Below are 23,167 nucleotides of genomic sequence, written 5' to 3' on the forward strand. Positions count from 1 at the left end.
GCATGGAAAACAAGAAGAAAGAACAAAGGATAGAGCAAAAAAAAGACATTGCTGTTATTGGCATAGGATTGAAATTATCCTGTGCCAGGGATTTAGAACAGTACTGGGAGATTATCAAGAACAAAATCGGCTGTTCTGAGGACTTCCCAGAGTATAGGGCAAAAGATGCTGAAGGATTAGTCAACCTTTTTCACGATAGTGATAAAGAACCTCAGTTCTATCAAGGTTCCTATATTGGAAGAATAGATGAATTTGACAACGAGTTTTTTCAGCTATCTCCTAGAGAAGCTTCATTAATGGATCCGGCTCAACGTATTTTCCTTGAAACCATCAGGAGCGCATTTGATGATGCAGGTTATACCGCCGGGCGACTTAAACAGTCAAAGACAGGAGTATTCCTAGGCTATACATCAGCTTCCTTCAAGGATAATTATATTGTGGATATTGCATTGAATCATCCAGATTTATTACCTTATTCTATGACTGGTAATATGGCGCCATTGATTCCAGCAAGGATAGCACATTTGCTTGATTTAACAGGTCCTACTATGGTTATGGATACAGCATGTTCTTCGGGTCTTGTTGCTGTTCATGAAGCATGCGAGCATATTATTTCAGGCAATTGCCAAATGGCTGTTGCAGGAGGTCTTAAGCTTAATGTTATGCCTCTAATCATGGACAATATGAAAATAGGAATAGAGGCTCTAGATGGTAAGACAAGAACCTTTGACTCAGGTGCAGATGGATCTTCTATTGCAGAAGGGTGTTGTACCATTCTTTTGAAGTCACTAGACCAAGCAGAACAAGATGGAGACATCATATATGCGGTTATCAAAGGAACTTCAATTAATCACGATGGTACAGCTTCAGGATTAACAGCACCTAATCCAGTAGCACAGTCTAAGGTATTGGTGGATGCGTGGAACAAGGCAAATATTGATCCAGAAGACATACAATATATTGAGGCTCATGGTACAGCTACAAGATTAGGGGATCCTATAGAAATACAAGGTATCAATAAAGCATTTGGTGAATTTACAGATAGAAAACAATTTTGTGCCATTGGGGCATCGAAAAGTAATTTAGGACATATGTATGAGTGCTCAGGATTAGCTGCGTTACTAAAAGTAGTAGCATCCATGAGACATAATACGATTCCTCCCACAATTAATTTCTTGACACCTAATAAAAATATTGATTTTATTAACTCGGCTGTCTATGTAAATACTGAATCACGTAGCTACATAGATAATGGGAAAAAATATATTGCTGGAGTTAGTGCTTTTGGTCTAAGTGGGACCAATTGCCACGTTGTATTGGAAGCCTATAATCCTAATAAGGAAGAGAAAATAATACCAGTTAATAAGCCAACACTCGTAAGTATCTCTGCAAAATCGGAGTACAGTCTTAAGGGTAAGATTGAGCAATATTTGGATTATATAAGAGAAAACAATGATCAGTTGGATTATTATAATTTCTGTTATAACGTCAATCTATATAATGATATTTATGATAAAAGAATAGCATTTGTCGTAGCAGATAAGGAAGAATTATTAAGCAAATTAAAATACATTAATAAAAATGGTTTGAGTGAATATCCAAATGAAAAAATATATTATCATACCATAGTAAGAGATAATAGTGACTATAAAAGCCGCAAAGCCAGGTTAAAGCAGATTAATGAATTAACAAGCAAGCTTAATGGAATTCTAGAATCAGAGATTTTGGAAAATAGGGATTTGGAAGACGTATGTCAGTCCTTCACCATGGGAGCTAATCCACAATGGGAAAAGATGTACAGGGAATATAAAGGTGTTCACAAGCCTTTGCCAGTATACCCATTCCAACGAACAAGATTATGGTTGCCTAAGAAGGTTTACAAAAATAAGAAAAAATTATATTATACAAAAGATTTTAAAATGGATAATATTATAAATATAAACAATGCTCCAGAAAATACTTTAGTCATAGCTTGGGATAAAAGTCAGTTAAAGGAAATAAAGCAAGCAGTTAAGAAGAAAAAAAGCAATTGTGAAACTGTTTTGTTAAGAGATGTTCATGAATTAGAGCAACAGAAGGAAGAAGTTCAGGAGAAATTGAAAAAAGCTTCTCACGTAATATATTCATTATATGAATGTGAATCAGATGACATCGAGAAGCTTATGAAAATGCAGGAGAATAATCTTCATACTTTACTATGGTTGACTAGGCTTATTTATAATAATGAGAATCAATCAAATGTAAAATTAGTAGTTCTATCAAAGAATGGAATTAGTATTACTGGTGATGAAGAAAGCCTCAATCCTCAGAATACGACAGCCTTAGGATTAGGTAAATGTATCAGTAAAGAATTGAAGAAGATTAAGTTTTGTTTTCTGGATTATGAAAAAGAGACAACATTTGATTATCTTATTGGGGAGATTAACTCCAAGAATAAAGAAGAGGTTGTAGTCTATAGAAACAACGTAAGATATGTTGAAAGGTTAAAAGAAATCGTACCAACAGGTCAAGATAGTAGCGAATTATTAGTTGATACAGGCGTTTATATTGTTACTGGTGGATTAGGTGGAATTGGATATGAAACGGCCAAGAAAATCTGTGAAATTACAAAAGAAGCCACAATAATTATTATTGGTAGAAGTGAACTTCCTATTAATGGTGACATTGATCCTAGTCAGAAAAAAATGATAGAAAAGTATAATAGATATACTACCTTGGCTCACTTGGCAAGAAACATTGAATATTACAAAGGGGACATATCTAGTTATAATAGAATGGAAGAGATATTAACCAATGTTAGAAAGAAATATGGAAAAATCAATGGTGTCATTCATGCAGCTGGAATTGGTGGTGGAAAGTTAATTGAAAGTACCACTGTAGAAGATATTGATGCAATGCTTAAACCAAAAGTATATGGCGCTTGGAATTTGGATCAATTGACTAAGGAAGATAAATTAGATTTCTTTGTTCTATATTCTTCTATTGCTACTATTTTCACTAGTATTGAATTATCCGCTTATACAGCGGCAAATACCTATCTTGATTATTTCAGTCAATATAGAAAGGCTAATAGATGTGGTAAAACATATACCATCAATTGGGCAACATGGTCTGAAATAGGTATGTCAGTGGAGCATAATTTTTCCATTGATACATTATTCAAAACAATTACAACCAAAGACGGAATAAAAGGGTTTCTAGATGTTTTGGGATGCAATTGCACCAATGTAATAGTTGGTGAATTGAACTTTGACAGTCAAATAGCTTTGATGATGAACAATTATCCCATTAAGTATTCTGATTATATTACAGAGCAGTTAACCGCTTTAAAGGATAAGAACAAGAAAAAAGCGGGTACTGATAGACCAAAGATGATATCAGGTACTGAGGATTCCAAGTACAAAGACATTGAAGTGAAGATTGCCTATGCATGTCAAGAAGTATTGGGATATGAAGAAATTGATATCCATGATAATTTCTTTGAAATGGGAGCAGATTCCATTTTGATGGGACATATATTTAAGATTATCAATGAGTATTATCCAGAAAAGCTACAATTAACGGATTTATTTGCTTATCCCAATGTAAGACAATTATCAGAGTATGTAGATTCCAAACAAGATATAACCTCTAGAAGAGATGAGGAATCCAAGAAGAGAGTGAATAATGTACCACTACACTACGGCGAAAAGGATGTTGCAGTAATTGGTATAGGAATTGATCTCCCTTGTTCAAAAAATATTGATGAATATTGGGAAATGATTATCAATGGAGTCAGTGTAGTCAGGGAAATACCAGAAGAAAGGGCAAAAGATCTAAGAAAACATTTTCGCTATATGGGGATGGATAAAGAAGATATCAGATTCAACAAATGTGCCTATCTAGAAGAAATTGATAAATTTGATTACGAACTCTTTAATATGTCACCAAGAGAAGCAAAATTAATTGACCCTATCAATAGACTTTTCTTGCAGTGTTGTAACAGTGCAATTGAAGATGCAGGATATGGGGGAGTGACAATAAGGGGAAGTAATACAGGTGTTTTTCTTGGATATACAGCCAATCTAGGTAATATGTATAGTCGTATTCTGTATGAATTGGATTCAGAATTATTTGGAGAGTCACTACCAGTTAATCAAGTAAGTATGGCAGCAAGCAGGATAGCTTATGTGAATGATTTGAAGGGACCAACAATGGTTATTGATACAGCTTGTTCCTCTTCGTTAGTAGCCATGCATACAGCATGTCAACAAATTAGGAGTGGAGAATGTGATATGGCTTTGGTCGGAGGCGCATCCATAACAATGTCTCCACTAGCTGGCGGATTCACAGTTGGATTTGAATCTAGTGAAGAAAAGACAAGATCTTTTTCAGAAGGGGCTATGGGTACTGCTGTTGGAGAAGGTGTTGGTGCTATTTTATTAAAACCTCTATCAAAAGCTATAGAGGATAAAGACAGTATATATGGTGTAATTAAGGGAAGTTCATCTAATCAGGATGGAAGTTCATTTGGTATAGCTGCTCCTAATTATCTTGCCCAATCAGAGGTCATACAAAAGGCTTGGCTTCAATCGGGTATAGAACCAGAAACAATCAGTTACATTGAAGCTCATGGTACTGGTACTGCTTTAGGAGATCCTATTGAGGTTAAAGGTATTACCCATGCTTTTCAAGCTTTCACTGACAGAAAACAATTTTGTGCATTAGGAACAATTAAGCCAAATATTGGACACCTCAACGAAGCATCGGGTATTAGTGGCATCATTAAAGTATTATTAATGATGAAGTATGGTGAGTTACCTCCTACAGTATTTTTCCAAGAGCCTAATAAGAACATAGATTTCATTAATTCACCTTTATATATGAGTGCCTCAAAAAGAGAGTGGAAAAGGGCGGATACACCTAGGCGAGCTGGAATTACAGGCTTAGGAATGAGCGGAACCAATTGTCATATTGTTCTTGAGGAAGCTCCAGAGGTTGATTATGAAGAAGTAATAGAAGAGAGTCCTACTATCTTTGTTATTTCAGCGAAATACCAAGAGGGATTGAGAACAATAGCAGAGAATTTAATACAATGGCTTTGTCTCAATGAAGATCAACATACCTATGATGTACTATATACCCTTGCTACAGGAAGAGGTCACTATAATTATCGAGTAGGATTTAGTGTTAGTAGTATGAGTGAACTTATTTCTTCATTAAGAGCATATCTAGATGGGGATGATAATCATCATAGAATTCATCAAGGAAAGTATGCCATTGTATCTGAGAATAAAAAAAGCAGAGAAGATTTTGAGTTTACAGTGGAAGAACATAAGACGTTAAATCATAGAGCTTCAGAACTGTTAGAAGCTGTTATACATAATAAGGATACTGTAACTATGGAAAAATTATTAGAAGCTTATACAAAAGGCGCTGATATTGAATGGATCAAACTGTTCAAGAAAGAGGGGCATCATCTCCACTTACCAACTTATCCTTATAAGAAAGAGCATTGTTGGTTTGCACCTCCTGCTGATCCGGATGAAATAGATAGTGTGAATTTTGATAGTTTCTATTACACCATGAAGTGGACGAAAGAAGACTATCAGGAAAGTAACATAGATGATAGCCAGATGGGGAAAACCTATTTACTCTTCCACAGTAATTATTCAGCTATGCAAAATATAGCAGAGATTCTAACTAAAAGAGGTATTCATGTGATTCAGGTATTCCTTGGAGAAGCCTATGAGAAAATAGATGATGCAATCTATAGAGTAAATACTTCCATAGAATCCTGTGTACAATTATTTGAGGACATTCATTCTTATAATATAGATAAGATCATTCATCTCGCATCCATTAGTGAGGGAAATAATAAGAGCGACAATACTAAAATAAAGGATGACAAGTTGTATGAACAGATTGAAGAAAGCTTAGAGAATGGTTTTTATCATATTATTAATATAATTAAAGCCATGATTAATACTCATTATAGCAGGAATCTTGAATTAATTATTTTATCACAAGACGCTTATAGTATTTCTAAGAATGAAAAAACATTATATCCTGAAAACGCTGTAGTACTAAGCATTGGTAAGGTTATTGAACAAGAATATCCAAATATTGAGTGTAGAGCAATAGACATTCAAAATTCTGAAGATATGCCATGTGTAGTAGATGAAATCCTCAATAAGGATAAGAAACTTTATTTAGTTGGATTTAGAGAAGGTACACGATATGTGGAATACTTCACTGAAGAAACAGTCAATCCTCAGGGAGATATCATTAGAGAGGATGGCAACTACATCATCACAGGTGGTTTAGGTGACATAGGTATTGAAACCGCAAAATACTTATCTGAAAAAGGATGTAGAAGTGTTACCTTACTTGGACGGAATGGTTTCCATCCTAGAGAAGAATGGAATTCCAATGACCTAAGTGATGAGCATAAAAAGAAGGTAGCTATTCTAAAAGAAATAGAAGAAAATGGTGTCAGAGTACTCATTTATGCTGTAGATGTTTCGGACTATGAAGGCATGAAACAGGTATATCAACAGATAAAAGGAGAAGTAGATAGGGTTCATGGTATTTTCCATTCAGCTGGAATTGCAGGTGCTGGATATATAATGAGAAAAGAGAAAGAGGAATTTGCAAGGGTATTAGCTCCTAAGATAAGGGGAACATGGATAATTGACCAATTAACCAAGGATGAAAAATTAGATTTTATGATGCTTTATTCTTCAGCAGTAACTTTTTCAGGAGAAGCGGGTCAAAGCGATTATGTAGGTGCTAACTCTTATTTAGATGCCTTTGTTGATTATCGAAATACTAGAGGTGACAGAACTTATGTCATTAATTGGGTTTCATGGAAGGAAACTGGTATGTCTGTAAGATTTGGTATTAATGTTGATACCATTACAAAAGCCATTACCACTTCACAGGCCATCTATTATCTTGACCGATTGTTACAAAGTGCTGTAAGAAAAGTAATCATTGGTCAGTATAATATTAATGAGAATCTATTAGCTATCAGTGATTATAGTAGAAATAGAATCTCAGAGGATATTCAGGAGAAGATGAATAAACTAAAGAGAATCTATAAAAATAGCCACAAAGGAGATCGTATACTGACAGAAGATGGATTCGAAGTAGCTCAGGTGAAAAAAGGGAAGTTGCTGATTCTACCACATAGTGAAAAAGCTAATAATATAGATAAGCAAGATGAGTTAGACCTTGAAAATAGAGTTGTTTCTAACAACCTTGAAGATATTCAAGATAACTTATGTAAGATATATTCAAAAATTCTAGGGTATGATGATATAGATATTTATGATAATTTCTTTGAAATGGGTGGCGATTCTATACTATTAACTAGGATGCATGGATATATTGATAGCCTCTACTCTGATATGGTAAATGTAGCTAATCTATTTGAATATACATCCATCTATACTTTATCGGAGTTCATTCATAATAAATTAGTGGAAAAATTACCTCTGAATGAAGAAAAGGGTATCCTAAGTAAATATTTAGATTCCAAGTGGTCAGGTGAATTAAGCCATGCTCAAAAGAGAATGTATGTAGTTTATAAAACAAGTAAGAATAAAAAAATATACAATATTCCTTTTGCTTATAAACTAGATCAAATGGAAACCAAAGAGGATATTTATAATTGTATCAAGACACTTATGAATCGACATGATGTCCTTAGAACAAGTTTCTATTTTGATGGAAAATCCATAAGTCAAAGAGTAGAAGAGGATATAGAACCGGATATATCTTATTATCATAAAGAGGATATGAATGATATTGACTATACTGAATTAATAACAAAATTTGATTTAGGTAAGGCTCCACTCTTTAAAGTATCGGTTATTGAACTAGGATGTGGTGGTTGTGTATTGTTTTTTGATATGCATCATATCATCATTGACGGCTATTCATCAAGTATCATCAATAGAGAGTTGAATGCTATCATAACTCAATCACCCTTAGCAGATGTTAAATATCAGTATAGGCACTATATTGCTTATGAGAATGATTTTGCCCAGTCAGCAGAATATAAGAAGATGGAAGCGTATTGGGATGAACGATTGAAAGATTATGTACGAGAGGATTATTTACAAGATTTTATAGCAGATGATGTAAAAGGTCATGCTGGAAGCTTTAATATGACATTGGATCATGAACTTATACATAATCTTGAAATGGCTGCTAAAAAGAATAATGCATCATTATTTTGTATGTTGCTAACGGGAATTAATCTAACAATACATATGTTTGATTCAAGTGAAGATGTAATCCTAGGTGTTCCATGTATAGGGAGAGTACACGAAGATGCTATGAATATCGTGGGAATGTTTACAAATACTCTTCCAATGAGAAATTATCCAATGGCAGACAAGTCATTAAGTGATTTTATTATTGAGATTAAACAAAATATGAATAAGGATTTAGCCAATCAATGCTATCCATATGATAGGATAGTGGAGAAATATAGAAAAAACCATAAAGATAGTAGTTCCAAACTATTTAACGTTATGTTTGATTATGAAAGCTCCAATATGGATATTGTAGAAGGAAAAAGAAGAAGCTCTGAAGATATTATTCTTCCTGTTAGCTTTGCTAAATACGATATTGATATACAAATCACCAATAAGAATTTTTCCTTAGTCATGAAAGTTGATTATACCAATGAATTTAGAGAAGAAAAGGTTCGTGATTTCATTGATAAATATCTAGCCCTATTAGGACGTATTACCAAAATAACAGGACAAGAAAAAATAGGTGATATTGTATCAGATGTATTAAAAGGAAGATCTACTATCACAGCTTAGTGAGGAGAATGAATATGAATAAAGATGAGATTAGAGTAAAATTAATAGAGTATATTAAAGAAAAGTTACAAGCAGATGAGATTACAGAAACAACCCAGCTAGAATCCTTTGATGAATTTAGTTCCATTTTTGTTGTTGAGCTTATATTATTCATTGAAGAAAGTTTTAATATTGAGGTATCTTACGAAGACTATGGTATGGAAAATTATTCAGATGTAGCAAGTATTGTAGATTTAGTTATAAGAAATAAAAATAGTTAATAAGAATTATTAAATTGTCTCTAATAACATAGCTGTGTTCCTTCATGTGTATAGGTTGATTATTATAGAAGGAACACAGCTTACTAACAAAAATAGGTTAGAGGGGTGTGTATGAGAAAAAGAGTAAGTCATAATATAGCCAAAATATACGGTAAAAGCTATAAATTTATGTTGTTAGTGATTTTTATAGGGGCATTTATTGCAGCTTTGGCACAGCTTTTTTATACCTATGAGATAGGTGTTGTTATTGATTTATCCAGTCATGAGAAAATCATACGAAATACCATATTTATTGCTGTTGCAGTTGTTATTCAAGTTTTGACAAGCTTCATAAATAAGAGGATCTCCTTTGGAGTGCAGAACAGATTTTTGTATCGACTAAGGAAAATGGTTACAGAAAAAATATGCTATTCTGATTATAAAGAACTTGAAGCAAGGGATGATAAGAAAATATTGTCCATTATGTCTACTGATGTTGAAGGGTTCAAAAAATGGTTTGATACCCTATTTCTATTAGGAGAATTACCTGTAAAAATGGGGCTGTGTCTTGCATACATTATCTATATGTTTTATGAAAGTTGGAGTCTGATTGATTTAGCAGCTATTATAGGCATATTGTTTTTAACGCTACTATTAAATAAAATTTGGGCAAAAAGACTTTATTCCCTCACCATGAAGGAAAGAGAAAACAAGGGACAAGTTATAAACTATTTTATTAATTCCCTGAACTTCAGAATGATGATTAAGGCATACAATATGGAAAAAAAGTTTTTGGATGATAATAGAAACAAATTACGTGATTTAAAGAAATCAGAGCGTAAATCGTATGTTTTTAGTAGGATAATGAATTATTATGCAGCTATGAATGGTTATTTTGTATTTCTATTTGTATTAGGAATCGGAGCTAAGAATATCATTAACGGTACATTGCAGCTAGGACAGTTGGTATCCATGATTTTCTTGATTGATATAGTTGGACAGGGAATAACTATAATTCAATCCATACCCGTCAATTATCAAAATGTTAAAGCATCAGTTGATCGTATAAATAGTATATTAGATTTAAAGGATAATAAAGATCAAGAGGAATTGGAAGAACATGTAAGTAAACACAATGATAGTACTATTGTGTATGATATAAAAAATTTAACTTTTTCGTATACCGATAGTTATGTACTAAAAAATATTAACTTCAAGATAAACAAAGGTGAAAAAATCGCAATTGTTGGTAAAAGTGGATGCGGTAAGTCCACGTTGTTAAAGTTATTATGTAATCTCTATGAACCACAAGAAGGCTCCATAGAATTTATGGGAGAAGCTATTAATAAAATGAGTAAGAAGAGGTATTATGAGCAGATAGCTGTAGTTACTCAGGAAAACTTTATTATAGATGATACCATTGATAATAATATCAGAATAGTGGATGAAAACAAAAAAATAGAAGATGTAAAAAAAGCTGTAGCCAAGGCACAGTTGAATGACTATATTGCATCGTTGGAAGATGGATTGGATACGGTTCTTGGTAGCGGTAAACATATGTTATCCAATGGTCAAAATCAAAGGGTCAATATAGCAAGGACATTTTTGAATGATAGTGATGTTTATATATGTGATGAACCAACATCAGCTTTAGACGAAGACAATACTAATAGGATTATGGATGTTTTCTTCAATGAGCTAAAGGAAAGGACTTTTATTGTAATCTGTCATAGTGGAATTGATTTTAAGAGATTTGATAGAGTTTTATATATAAAGGATAATGGAATTGCTGGTTATGCACCACATATGGAACTCATGGAAAAGAATGAAGACTATGGTAAAATGTTTGCACAAATGTGACCTAGGGTTTCTAACATGAATATAAGAGAGGTATATGTATATGAAAGCTACTAAGAAAATGATAAGAATTATTAAAAAACGTCCAATATTATGGGTTGTTGGTATATTGGGTTATCCAGTGACGACTTTAGTTGCTCGCTTAATTTATGCCTATGGATATGAACTATATGTTGAGAAACTTCAGGATACAAGTATTACCGTAAAAGATATTATTTTAATCCTAGGATTCATTTTTGTCTGTTTATTAATAGCCAATCTACTTGAATATATAACAGCTTTTTTGATAAAATTATTCAAATTATCTGCACGAACCAATATACAGCAAGAAATCTATAATAAAATACAGAATGGTTCAATAACAAAAACTGCAATCTATGATAATGGAGAAGCTTTGACAAGATATAACACAGATTCAGACCTAGCAGCGGCTATGGTAACAGATGACGTTGTCCTATCCATTTATCCCATTATCGTTGGATTAGGATATATCACGTCAATTATTTTAGTAAACATTTATATTGGTGTAATGGTTTTAGTTATTGGTATTTTAATTATTTTCTTCAATAAATTTTTTGTTAAATATCATAAAAAACTTAATCGTATGCACCTAGAAGCCGAATCGGGTTTCATGAATCTATATCAAAATACATTACGAGGGAAAATAAGTATACGCCTAATTAATGCTGAGAAAAAAATAAGTTCCAAGTTACAAGGCAAGGCAGAACAACTCAAATCAGTTGAAGATAAAATAGGGAGAATGGAATCATATAAAATAATTACATTAGACTTGTTTACTAATATATGTTCCACCCTTATGATACCTGTAGCATGCTTGTTTAGTGTAAGGGGATATATGTCTATTCCAGAAGTGATTTTGGTCACTCAGTTATGTAGAGATATTGTAGGGCATATATCAGGATTTGGTAGAGCTGTATCAAACTTCAAATCACATGAAATATCCTTGGATCGTGTCTTGGAGATTATGGATATTGATGATGAGAACAATGGAATTGCTCTTACTTACGATGATAAAAATGAACCTTTGTTAAAGTATGAAAATGTAAGAGTACTCTATGGGGAAAAATCCATATTAGATAATATTACTCTAGAATTCTCGAAAGGTGAAATTGTAATGGTCTCAGGGCAAAGTGGTTGTGGTAAGTCCAGTCTTATCAAGGCATTGCTTGGTTTTGTAGAGTATAACGGCAAGATATTATATAAGGGTGTTGATATAAGAGATTTCTCTATTGAGGAGTTGCGAAAGGAAGTTTCATACGTGTCAGAAAAGGCTGATATGTTTGAAGGGACAGTGCTTGATAATATTAGGTATGGAGATTTTGATGCTACGAGGGAGCAAATCATGGATGCCTTATCAAAAGCAGCCATCCACGAAGAGCTAGATATCAATTATGACGTTGGGACAGAAGGGATAAATCTCTCAGGTGGACAGAAGCAGAGAATTGCCATTGCCAGAAGTCTATTAAAAGAAGCATCGGTCATTATATTGGATGAACCTACTGCTGCATTAGATAGTACATCGGAAAAAATTATATTGGAGACATTAAAAGAATTGAAGGATCAAGGAAAATGCATTATAGCCATTACACATAGGGAATCCACGTTGGCAATAGCTGATCGGATCATATATATATAAGCCGTAAATGTCTGTAGAGAGGAAGCGAGTCGTATGAATAACAATTATAGTATATTATACAATGAATACTTTTGTGTGGATGAGAATGATTGTCGCCATATTGAAGAGTTAGATAATGATATATGCGAGTTCTTAAAGATATTCAATGCAAAAAATATCATAATACCTTCTTTTATAAGAAGGGACATACTTGAGAAGAGTGGGTATTTTGGAAAGAATAGACATCAATTGACCGCAGTTGCAGTTGCTCATCCAGACCACTATGAACAAATTGAAGCAGAGAAAGAGATAACAGATGAAACGGCACAACTAAGCGGGTTATATTTGACCCCTGCTGCTTGTCTTCATGTTTACCCCATGTTTGAAAATCAGGTCATATCAGAAGATATGTGTCTTACGGCGAAAGGTAAAGTGTATCGATATGAAGGGGGACAACATGATGGGTTGCAGCATTTCTGGGAGTTCAATGTAAGAGAATGTATCTTTATTGGATCAGAAACATACGTTAAAGAATCACTAAAGCAATTTGAAGAGTGGTTGTATCAGTATGTATTGACCATTGATAAGAATGCAATTGTACAACCAGCCTTTGATCATTTTTTTGGTTCATCAAACCAGGTGAAAGCATGGAAAAAATTCCAACTAATGAATCAAATGAAACGTGAATTAATTGTACATATTGATGGAAAAGAAATTGCCCTTGCTTCATTTAATTATCATGGTACTAAGTTCAGCAAGACGTACAATTTTGATAATGATAATGAGACCGTGTCAGGGTGTGTAGGAGTTGGACATGAAAGATGGTTAAAATTAATTAAGTGTATGAAGGAAAAGTAATTTTGCAGAGGATTGATCGAAAGGGGAGAAGATATGGAAATAAAACTGCCTTTAGCAATACCACCTTTAACAGGTCGGATGCATATAGCTTTTCCATTAGCAATAATGTTAACAAAAGAACCCAATAAGGCATGGTTCTATAATCACTATATCCAGATGATGTGTTCAAATAATTATGATGAATATGGGGTTCTGGATTATTCATTCTATGTGGGGAATATCTGCAATGGTTGGTGGAATAACCCCTTATTGGAAATGCAATACTTCAAAACAGATATAGTTTTTAATTCGAAAAAGGATATTCTAGATTTTATTATTAATATGTTGAAGGATAATTATTATATACTGACTCAGGATCTGGATTATTTTAGGAAGAAGTTTCTAAAGAAACCCCGTACATCCTATCATTATATTTACGGGTGTAATACCAATGAAAAAATGTTGTATACAGTGGGGCATCAAAGTGGGCATTACGGAAGCAATCGATTATCTTTTCGTGATTTTGTCGATGATATGAAAACATATACCAACCAAGAAATTGTTCTCTTGAAAGTAAAAGAATCTCCAATGGAAATAGATTTGCCCTATATCAGAAAACAAATCAAGGATTATGTTTATTCTCGAAATTCATCAGAGGATTTGAGGGTTTATCAAACTCTCAACACATCATTTAACTATGGATTTAAGACCTACGATAATATATTCAACTATTTTAATCAGTTACTTAATGGGAAAGTTGAAAATGATATTAGAATACCTTATATTCTATGGGAGCATAAGAATTGCATGCATCTAAGACTAAACTATATTGACTCTAATGTATTTAAGATAGATAAAGATTTACTAAAATACTCCAAAGAACTAGCTAATAAAGCTTCTATGATCAAGAATTATATAATTAGGTCAATAATGGAAAATAATCCTAAATATATAAAAAAGCCACTCAGTGAACTTGAGAAATTGAAACGAGAAGAATTCGAGCTTATGACAGAATTGTTAGCTGTATTACCAAAGGAGGGGGTCAAATGATGAATATAGTTATTGAGGAGAATCCAGCATATGATTGTTTGGATATGTTGATAGCTGCTATAGCTAAATATCATAATAATGATTATAGGTTGATGTTTAGAGATGCATGGCGATTTATATACTATGAGAATAAGATATGGGGAAGTCTTGGAGATAAAATAGAAATGCACTCTTTAAAATGGGCATATTTAGCCAAGTATCACGGTATGGAATCAAACATTGTCACTAAAGATACATTAACAGAAAAAATAAAATTTTTACGTGAACAAATAAAACTAGAAAATCCTCTTATTATAAAAATGGATGTGTTTAATTGCCACTGGATTATAAGAAGCTACAAAGCAAAACATTCAAATCACTTTTGTATTGTAACTGACATAGATGATGAGAATATATATTGTATAGATTCATATGTTGTCAATAAAAAAGTGGCTTTGCCTTATAAAGATTTTGAAGAAGGGAACTCAGTATTTATAACTTTTGATTTTAAACAACATGATAAGGAAGTAGATTGGAGAGATTTAATAGAAAAAGAATTAAGCTGTATAAAAAAATATAACATGATTGATTCTATTATAAAATTTTCAAAAGATGTACAACAGTATTTTGATGTGGAAAAAGAGATCGAACCTTATAAAGAGAAAATATCTGATTCTCCAACAATCACAAAGCTTGCTGAGGTATATCGAAATAGGCGACGATTTGCTATGTCACTAACGTATTTGATGGAACAATATGATATTAATGATTTAAAAGTTATTATCGATAGATTATTATACGTTTCTAATGTATGGAGTATGGTCTATGGAATGTTAATAAAGGCTAATTATATTGAAAATTCATCAGAGTACATTGAAAAAGTAACCAAGAAGTTAGAAGAAGTAGCTAGTTTTGAAGAAGAAATTATTAGTGAGTTATATAGGCTTGTTAATAATGAATCTGTAAAACCGTTTACTCCATTTACCCAGTATACAAATTGCGAATTCAGTAAGTATCAATATGTGGATATAACATCACATTTTAATAATAATGCTATCGGAGATAAAGAAAATAATCAAAAATCTTATCCTAATATATTGGGGGACAATAGATTTTTGGTGTTAAATGAGAACTTAAAGATGGATTTCTTAGAAATAGAAAACATGAAATTTAGATTGGCTGATTATTTGAATCATACATACGATAATATTGAATGTTTCTCTCAAATAATAAATATAGAACAAATAGATGGGACGAACTATGATAATATCTGTATTTTAGGATGTTGTGATATTGGTAGTCATTCAAATGACATCATAATTAATTACAATGATGGTACTAAAGAAAAGAAAGTATTATATTTGACTTCATGGCTCGGTGAGTCACCTAGATTTAATGATATAATAGCATGGATAGGAGAGGGTGCTGTCATTAAAGAAAAGGAAATAAAGTGTTATGATTTTGATGTTCACTTATATGCTAATATTATAGCAGTTGATTCTAGTAAAACCATTAAAAGTATTGAGTTACCTTATTGTCCTAACATACATATTTTTTCAATGACATTAGCAAAAAAGGACGATTGATATAGTAATAACAATGATTATTATAAAAATATCGGAAGTAGAGGGACTGCGGATTATTCGACAGCCCCTTTGATTTTATAGTATTAGGCTTTTTCTAAACGTTCTATTTCTGTAATTAGTCTAGGTATGATTTTTTGTTCTCTAACACAAACATCTTCTAATAAAGGTATGATTTTATTTATAATTTCACTATGTTTTGTTATATTATATTTTAAGAATAAATTACGTATTGAAAAGCAAATCTGTTGAATAGTTAGATATTCGTTATGAATTGCTTCTAAATCACATAAAGTTCTTTTGAATTTATTCATGATATATTCTATTCTTAGTACCATACATTTTTTATGTTCCCATAATATATGGAAAGGTCTAATATCATTTACTACCACATTATTATGCAATAATTTGAGATATTTTATTAATTGCTCATATATATCAATTCCATATACAAAGTCTGTGGTAGGGTTTCTTAGTATAGTATAGCTACTGCTAGAGTTCTTTCCATTAAGGTAATCAAGTAATGAATTTCTTATGCAATTCAAATCTAGATCATATGAAAAATCGTCTTTAATATGTAAAAGTTTTATGTCATGATTTTTTGAAGCTAGATCACTTGAAGCTTGTTCAAAATCATCATAACTTATTTTGCTACTATTAAAAAGACCTTTCTTATCAAAGCCTAATATATCATATTCTTTCTTATCATTATCAAAACCATAAATCATATTTTCATGGAAATAGTGCTCTTTCTGGTATGCATATCTGTTTGGAACATAGAATTCATCAAGATGACAAACTATATAGTTATCTCTCATCAATGAATTAATAATCGATAGGTTTATATTTATATTGCAGTCGATTAATGTGTAATTATCTATTGAATGAGTATTAAGCCATGGGATACCAGGATATATAGAACCAATCCATGGAATTTCTGTTGCAGTGCATAAAGAAAAAAAGTCGAAAAAATTATTTTTTAGCTTAGTATTACATATCAATTGAATATAGTTGCAAGAGAACCAAGGCATACACTTATCATAATTAAAAATTATTGATAACGGGAAGGCATGAACTACATAGCCAATAATTGGTGTCCTAGTAATTGGTAGTTTTTTGCTATTCATATAAATTTAAATCCTCCTTGATTAAATAAATAAGAAACATTTTGTAAAAATATTACATTAATTATAGTTGTATTAATGCAATATACTAAAATGTTATAAATATTTCTAATATTAATATGATTGTATCAGTAATAATTATTTGTGTCAATATACATTAAGGAGTATTAATCCTCTTCTATGGAAGGGACGGAACTTATTGGGTTTTGCATTAATGGAAGTAAGCGATCAACTTATTTAATTCAGCAGTTTTATCACATACTTCTAACTACTCCAATTTCTTAGGTTTTTTATTATAAACAGGTATAAAAATCCCCCTCTTAGTGATATAATATAATTAAGATTATAATAATTGTAATTATAAAGGGGTGATAATAATGAAGAGCTTTATAGGCAGGAAATCAGAATTACAAAAGTTAAGTAGTGAGTATAACAGAGAGAGTAGCTTCGTTGTTATATACGGTAGACGTAGAGTTGGTAAAACCAAACTCATTAAAGAATTTATTAATGATAAGAAGGCACTCTATTTTCTATCTACATCTGAACTTGAAGTAAAAAATAAAAATAGATTCATAACATCTGTAGCTGAATTTACTGATATGCCTTATCTTAAAAATAGCAACTTTGATAATTGGTATGATATCTTTGAGTTAATTGTTAACTATAAACCAGAAGATAAGAAAATCATTGTCATTGATGAATTTCAATACCTTGTTAACGCCAATCCATCTTTTACTTCGATATTCCAAAGAATATGGGATGATATATTAAAGAATAAAAATATTATGGTTATATTATGTGGTTCTTATATTAGTATGATGACAACTCAAGTTCTTCATTATTCTAGTCCGTTATATGGTAGAAGAACATGTCAAATGAAGCTTAAGCCCCTTAAATTTACTGAAATACAAGAGGGTTTTAGTAATTTAAGTTTTAGTGAATTGGTAAGCCTATATGCAGTAACAGGTGGTGTGCCTAAATATCTAGAGTTTTTTGATAATGATTTTGGTTTTTTAGAGAATATCAAAAATGAGATACTGGATAAGAACGGATTTTTATACGAAGAACCAACGTTTTTATTAGAAAAAGAAGTTAGAGAGACTATGACATACTTCTCTATGATACAGACTATTGCTGATAATAATCATAAGCTATCCAAGATAGCATCATCACTAGAAGTTCCGTCTACGAAGCTTACGCCTTATATAAAAACGCTAATAGACTTAAGCCTAGTGGAAAGACGTGTTCCGGTAACAGAAAAAAATCCAAGTAAGAGTAAGAAGGGATTGTATTATATAGAGGATAACTTTATAGAATTTTGGTTTAGATTCGTTTATCCTTATAAAAGTGAGCTAGAGATGGAAAACACGCAGTATGTTCTTGATAAAATTAAGAATAACCTCATAGATAATCATGTGAGCTTTGTATATGAAGATATATGTAGGGAGCAGTTGGTTAGTCAATCAGGGAAATTGGGATTTATGATAAGTAAGATAGGAAGTTATTGGGATTCCAAAGTAGAGATAGATATTGTTGCTATAGATAATGATAATAAGAAGCTTATAGTTGGTGAATGTAAGTATTTAAATAAACCTATGAAAGACAGTGTATTCTATAATTTGATTGAAAAAGCTGATAGCATAAAAGGTTATGATGATTATGATAAGATATATGTATTGTTCTCTCTAAATGGTTTTGAGGATAGGATTAAGAATCTAAATAAAGGGCGTAACGATTTGATTTTATTTGATAGTAGCAAATAACATGCAACACATTTATACAATATTTAATAATAAAGTCCTAAGAAGTAGATGAAGGAGGGAGACGAAGATAATGAAAAAAGAATATAGTGTTACACATGAAAATGTTTATGATAACAACATATTTTTATGGAATAAGGACTATAGACTAAAATATAATCTTGAACAAATACAGAAGGATTTCAGCAAAGGCAAAAAGTTAAATACATTTTTTCTGGGGGAATACCACACAAGGATATGTAAATATAGAGCTTAATAAATAAGCAATTATAAATAAATACAATGCAATAAAAACTTCAGCCACACCAAGCTGAAGTTTTTTTACGCCCAAAATCTGATGTCATATTAAGCAGAGAATTGCGAACAGTAAAAAAAATCAACTAATTATAAGAGCAATTTTTTTAGCATTTATATATAGATAGCTAGGTAAAGTCAGGTATCAAGGTCAAAATACAAAGTAAGATTAATAAAAGTCGGCATGTTATTACATAATTCACTACCTCATATTACATATAAATATAATAAGAACATTATAGATGTATAATAAGTATGTAAAAAACATTAATTAATAGTATTATAAGCTATAATGTCTGAAAGCAAAGGATTATAGTTTGGAATTATAATAAACAAATTATTTATTAGAAGAATTCAAAAAGATTACCTATAAGAAATGCTTGTCACATATTTCACAAATTATATATTAATAATATCCACATAAGTAAGGAAAAAACGAATATTCAAGCAATTAAAAATGGAACAGAAATAAAATTATTAAAAAAGGAGATTAGCTAATGTTAGAACAAGTCCCATGGAGAAAACATATCAATCTTAGTCCAGATAATTTATTGAGAGATGTGTTGAAAGTTGTATTTGATGAAGATGGTGGAAGTGAATTCTGGCTGAAATACCAAAAAAATCACAATCTAAATTGTATTAGAGACATTCATACCGAAGAAGATCTGAAAATGTTAGGGGACCCTGAATATGTGACTAATCAGATCACTATAGCGTTACGAGATTATCCAGTAGAATATTATGTACCAAAAAGTCTTATCAAAAATAAGTCAAAATTAATGTTATCTGTAACTGGTGGAACGACTGGTAAAGAGAAGACAGCAATATTTAATACCAAGGGCTTATTTGAAGATTATGGTTTTATGGGGTATCATTTCATAACAAAACATGGCTTTTCATATACTGGAGAAGGGTATAGCTTATTATATGCAGGACCAACTGGTAATCATTATGTAGGGAAGTCTATTAAGCGTATGGCAGAAAACACAAATGCTCTATTTTATACAATAGATATGGATACGCGAATATTCAAGAAATTTGTTATTGCCCAAAAGTATGATGCAGTTAATCTGTATATGGAACATATAATGGAGCAAATAGTGGATATTCTAAAGACAAAGAAAATTGATTGCTTAGTTACAACATCTAAAATACTGACTGAATTATATAAGTATATTGATGTTGATGCCTTAGATTTAAAGATGATAATGAATTCTGGAACTGCTACATCACCAGATACATTGAAAATATTCACTAATGAAATATATAAGAATGCCATATTTATGGGGGCCTATGGAAATGCATTATTCGGTCCATCTTTTGAGATACCACGTAAAGAGAATGATTATAATATGAGATATTATTCTAATTATCCTTATATCCAGATAGATGTCGTATCTAAAGATGATTTGTTTTCTAAGGTTAACTATGGAGAGACAGGTAGGGTATTAATGAGAAGATATACTCCAGAATGCTTTATTCCTTACTATGTAGAGCGTGATATTGCTGAACGAATAAAGCCTTCACAGGAAAATGGTATATTTTGGGATGGAATCATGAATCCTAGACTTAACCAAGATATGGCTGGAAAAATTGTAGAAGGGGTTTATTAATTATGATTAGTATTCCATTAAAGATAGGTAATGAAGATTATTATACCATAGAAAAAAATACAGTAACAGATTTATCAGGTAAAGCAATTGCTGAATGCTCTATGGCTCCATCAATAAAAGTAGACCAAGCCAAAGATCTGTTTGATGCAAATAAAACATCCTGTAGAGACATAGATATTCATCAACTAATAGAAATATTTAATCGAGCAGCTGATATTTTTAAGGGTAATGTACTGATGGGAAATAAAGTACTTTCTTTTGATGAGTATATTAATATCGTTGTAGAATCAACAGGATTGCCGGTACGATATGTCAAAGAAGGACAAGCCGTTATATTTTATTATCTGAAAAATATAGGTAATATACTAAAGTCACAATCACCTGATACATCTTTAGACATATATAATGAACATATGTATATGAAGGGGAATAAGCCTATTGGTTGGATAAAGGATGGTATAGATGTAGGAGTAATTTCTCCAAGTAACAACTCAACAGTACATACAGTATGGATGATGGCATTGGCAATGAAATCACAGATTATGATTAAACCATCTTTAGATGAAGTTTTTACACCATTAAGGATTATTCAATCCCTTTTAGATGCTGGGTTACCAAAGGAATTTGTATGTTTCTTGCCTGGGAATCATAAAATAACAAATAAAATTTTGTCTACAACATCAAAAGGACTATTATTTGGAAGTAGCGATGTCATAGATAGATATAAGAAGGGCTTTCCTAATATAAAATATTATGGTCCTGGATCATCAAAGTTATTTGTTGATGAAGATAGTGGTGTAGATTTCGACAAAGTAGTGACACATGCCATTGATGGAATTATGAGTTATGGAGGAAAAGGGTGTATTTCAATTTCTTCTATTATATGTACAGAAGATGGAAGAAAGTATTCAGATTCCATAGCAGAGAAATTAAGCCATATTCATATATATAATCCCTTGGATCCTAAAGCAATGATTCCAGCAGTAAAAGATACGAATTTGTGTGTAGCTCTAAATAAATATATACAAATAATGGTTGATTTAGGAGCAGAAAACATCTCACAAAAATATATAGGGTCTGACCCATATGTAGTATCAGAAAACTGCAATTATCTATTACCAACAGTATTATATATGGAGCCTACACATCCTATGTTTGGAATAGAATTACCATTCCCATTTGTTACGGTAACGAGCGCGAGTGGAAGTAAGGCTAAGAACCTATTAAGAAAGTCTTTGGCTGTATCTATAATAAGTAATGATAATGCGATATATCAAGAACTTTTGCAAGATGAAAGTATTCAAATGATTCATCAGGGATTGTTAAAAAATGTATATGATGTAGATCCTGAAAAACCATTTGAGGGATTTATGAGTGACTATTTGTTTAAAGTTAAAACAATATAAGTGAGGGATATGATGATAGTAAAAGCGCCTGTTAATAGTCTAAGATCAGCAGAATTACAATGTAAATATGGAGCAAAAGAGATATATATAGGATTAAGAAGTGATAAACTGAATCGGCTTTCTTTCTCAGGAAGAGGCAGTATAAAAGTTGATAAAAAGGGTTCTAATAGTAATATCGAGAGTATTGAAGAATTAAATAAAATAATTAGCCATTGCCATAATAAAGGAGTAAGGGTTGCATTGGCAGCTAATTGTCCTTCATTACCAGATGCTATGAAAGATGATTATGAAGAATATATTAACGAAGTCATTAAATTAGATGTAGATTCGATTATTGTTGGTGATTTGGCGTCATTGATTCTAGTAAGAAAGATTGTACCAAAAGATTTCTATGTTACGGCTTCAGTTTTCTTAGAATCGTACAATATTGGTGTTGTTCAGATGCTAAAACACTTGGGAGCAAATGAAGTATATATTCCCCATCATCTCAAGTATGATGAAATTGAAAAGATATGTAATGAGGGATTGAATATAGGTGTATTTGCTAATTATGGTTGCTCCTTTAGTAATGGACGTTGTGGACTTATACATAGATGGGGTGAAGAAGTAGATATGGGAATACCTTGTCGAGCAAAATTCAATGTAAGTAGTAAGAATGAAAGTATTAAAGAGGCATACCCTATATTGGATTTTGGTTTGGATTGCTGTTTATGTACAATTAAAAAATTAATGGATTTTAATATCTATTCTTTAAAGTTAATTGATAGAGCAACCCCTGTAGAGCAAGTATTACCTTTTACCAGAGTATATTCAACTGCAATTGAGATGCTTCAAGAAGGTAAAAATTTAGATGAAATAAAGGCTATGGCATTTAAAACGGTGCCTTGGTGGGAAAGTCAGTTTTGTGCAACTAAAAATTGTAGATATATGGATAATTGCTATAGCAGTTATTATATTTAACTTTTGGAGG

At 31.7% G+C, this 23,167-nt stretch carries 13 protein-coding genes; 12 read left to right on the forward strand and 1 reads right to left on the reverse strand.

Going from position 1 to position 23,167, the window contains the following annotated elements:
* Positions 1 to 2 precede the first annotated feature (2 nt).
* The 7 genes from ACX6CF_RS05115 (at position 3) to ACX6CF_RS05145 (ending at position 16,003) form a co-directional block, all read left to right on the forward strand.
* Positions 3 to 8,819, forward strand: coding sequence for an SDR family NAD(P)-dependent oxidoreductase (locus ACX6CF_RS05115; RefSeq protein WP_458784227.1), 8,817 nt, complete (start codon positions 3 to 5; stop codon positions 8,817 to 8,819).
* A 14-nt stretch (positions 8,820 to 8,833) separates the two neighbouring features.
* The gene (locus ACX6CF_RS05120) at positions 8,834 to 9,079 is read left to right on the forward strand and encodes an acyl carrier protein (protein ID WP_458784228.1); all 246 of its coding nucleotides are present in this window, start codon (positions 8,834 to 8,836) and stop codon (positions 9,077 to 9,079) included.
* A gap of 111 nt (positions 9,080 to 9,190) precedes the next feature.
* Positions 9,191 to 10,918 carry an ABC transporter ATP-binding protein gene (locus tag ACX6CF_RS05125; RefSeq protein WP_458784229.1) on the forward strand — a complete coding sequence of 576 codons (1,728 nt, stop codon included), beginning with the start codon at positions 9,191 to 9,193 and terminating at the stop codon, positions 10,916 to 10,918.
* 40 nt (positions 10,919 to 10,958) lie between these two features.
* Entirely contained in the window at positions 10,959 to 12,572 is a 1,614-nt protein-coding gene (locus tag ACX6CF_RS05130; protein WP_458784230.1) for an ABC transporter ATP-binding protein, read from the forward strand.
* A 33-nt stretch (positions 12,573 to 12,605) separates the two neighbouring features.
* Positions 12,606 to 13,409, forward strand: coding sequence for a class-II aminoacyl-tRNA synthetase family protein (locus tag ACX6CF_RS05135; RefSeq protein WP_458784231.1), 804 nt, complete (start codon positions 12,606 to 12,608; stop codon positions 13,407 to 13,409).
* A gap of 33 nt (positions 13,410 to 13,442) precedes the next feature.
* The gene (locus ACX6CF_RS05140; RefSeq protein ID WP_458784232.1) at positions 13,443 to 14,438 is read left to right on the forward strand and encodes a hypothetical protein; all 996 of its coding nucleotides are present in this window, start codon (positions 13,443 to 13,445) and stop codon (positions 14,436 to 14,438) included.
* Complete coding sequence (locus tag ACX6CF_RS05145; RefSeq protein WP_458784233.1) at positions 14,435 to 16,003, forward strand: hypothetical protein; 1,569 nt, start codon at positions 14,435 to 14,437, stop codon at positions 16,001 to 16,003. The genes ACX6CF_RS05140 and ACX6CF_RS05145 overlap by 4 nt, the downstream gene beginning before the upstream one ends.
* Before the next feature lie 83 nt (positions 16,004 to 16,086).
* Here the strand turns inward: ACX6CF_RS05145 and ACX6CF_RS05150 are convergent, their stop codons facing one another.
* Positions 16,087 to 17,127, reverse strand: coding sequence for a hypothetical protein (locus tag ACX6CF_RS05150; protein ID WP_458784234.1), 1,041 nt, complete (start codon positions 17,125 to 17,127; stop codon positions 16,087 to 16,089).
* Positions 17,128 to 17,501: 374 nt separating this feature from the next.
* Between ACX6CF_RS05150 and ACX6CF_RS05155 the strand changes: the two genes are divergently transcribed.
* The 5 genes from ACX6CF_RS05155 to ACX6CF_RS05175 all read left to right on the forward strand — a co-directional run bounded on the left by ACX6CF_RS05155 (position 17,502) and on the right by ACX6CF_RS05175 (position 23,157).
* Positions 17,502 to 18,887 (forward strand): ATP-binding protein, encoded by a 1,386-nt coding sequence (locus ACX6CF_RS05155; RefSeq protein ID WP_458784235.1) that lies wholly within the window; start codon positions 17,502 to 17,504, stop codon positions 18,885 to 18,887.
* A 70-nt stretch (positions 18,888 to 18,957) separates the two neighbouring features.
* Positions 18,958 to 19,140, forward strand: coding sequence for a hypothetical protein (locus tag ACX6CF_RS05160; RefSeq protein ID WP_458784236.1), 183 nt, complete (start codon positions 18,958 to 18,960; stop codon positions 19,138 to 19,140).
* A gap of 535 nt (positions 19,141 to 19,675) precedes the next feature.
* The gene (locus ACX6CF_RS05165; RefSeq protein WP_458784237.1) at positions 19,676 to 20,791 is read left to right on the forward strand and encodes a hypothetical protein; all 1,116 of its coding nucleotides are present in this window, start codon (positions 19,676 to 19,678) and stop codon (positions 20,789 to 20,791) included.
* A 2-nt stretch (positions 20,792 to 20,793) separates the two neighbouring features.
* Positions 20,794 to 22,197, forward strand: a complete 1,404-nt coding sequence (locus ACX6CF_RS05170; protein WP_458784238.1) for an aldehyde dehydrogenase family protein — start codon at positions 20,794 to 20,796, stop codon at positions 22,195 to 22,197.
* A 12-nt stretch (positions 22,198 to 22,209) separates the two neighbouring features.
* Positions 22,210 to 23,157, forward strand: coding sequence for a peptidase U32 family protein (locus ACX6CF_RS05175; protein ID WP_458784239.1), 948 nt, complete (start codon positions 22,210 to 22,212; stop codon positions 23,155 to 23,157).
* The last annotated feature ends 10 nt before the right edge of the window (positions 23,158 to 23,167 follow it).

Source organism: Vallitalea sediminicola, assembly GCF_054408565.1.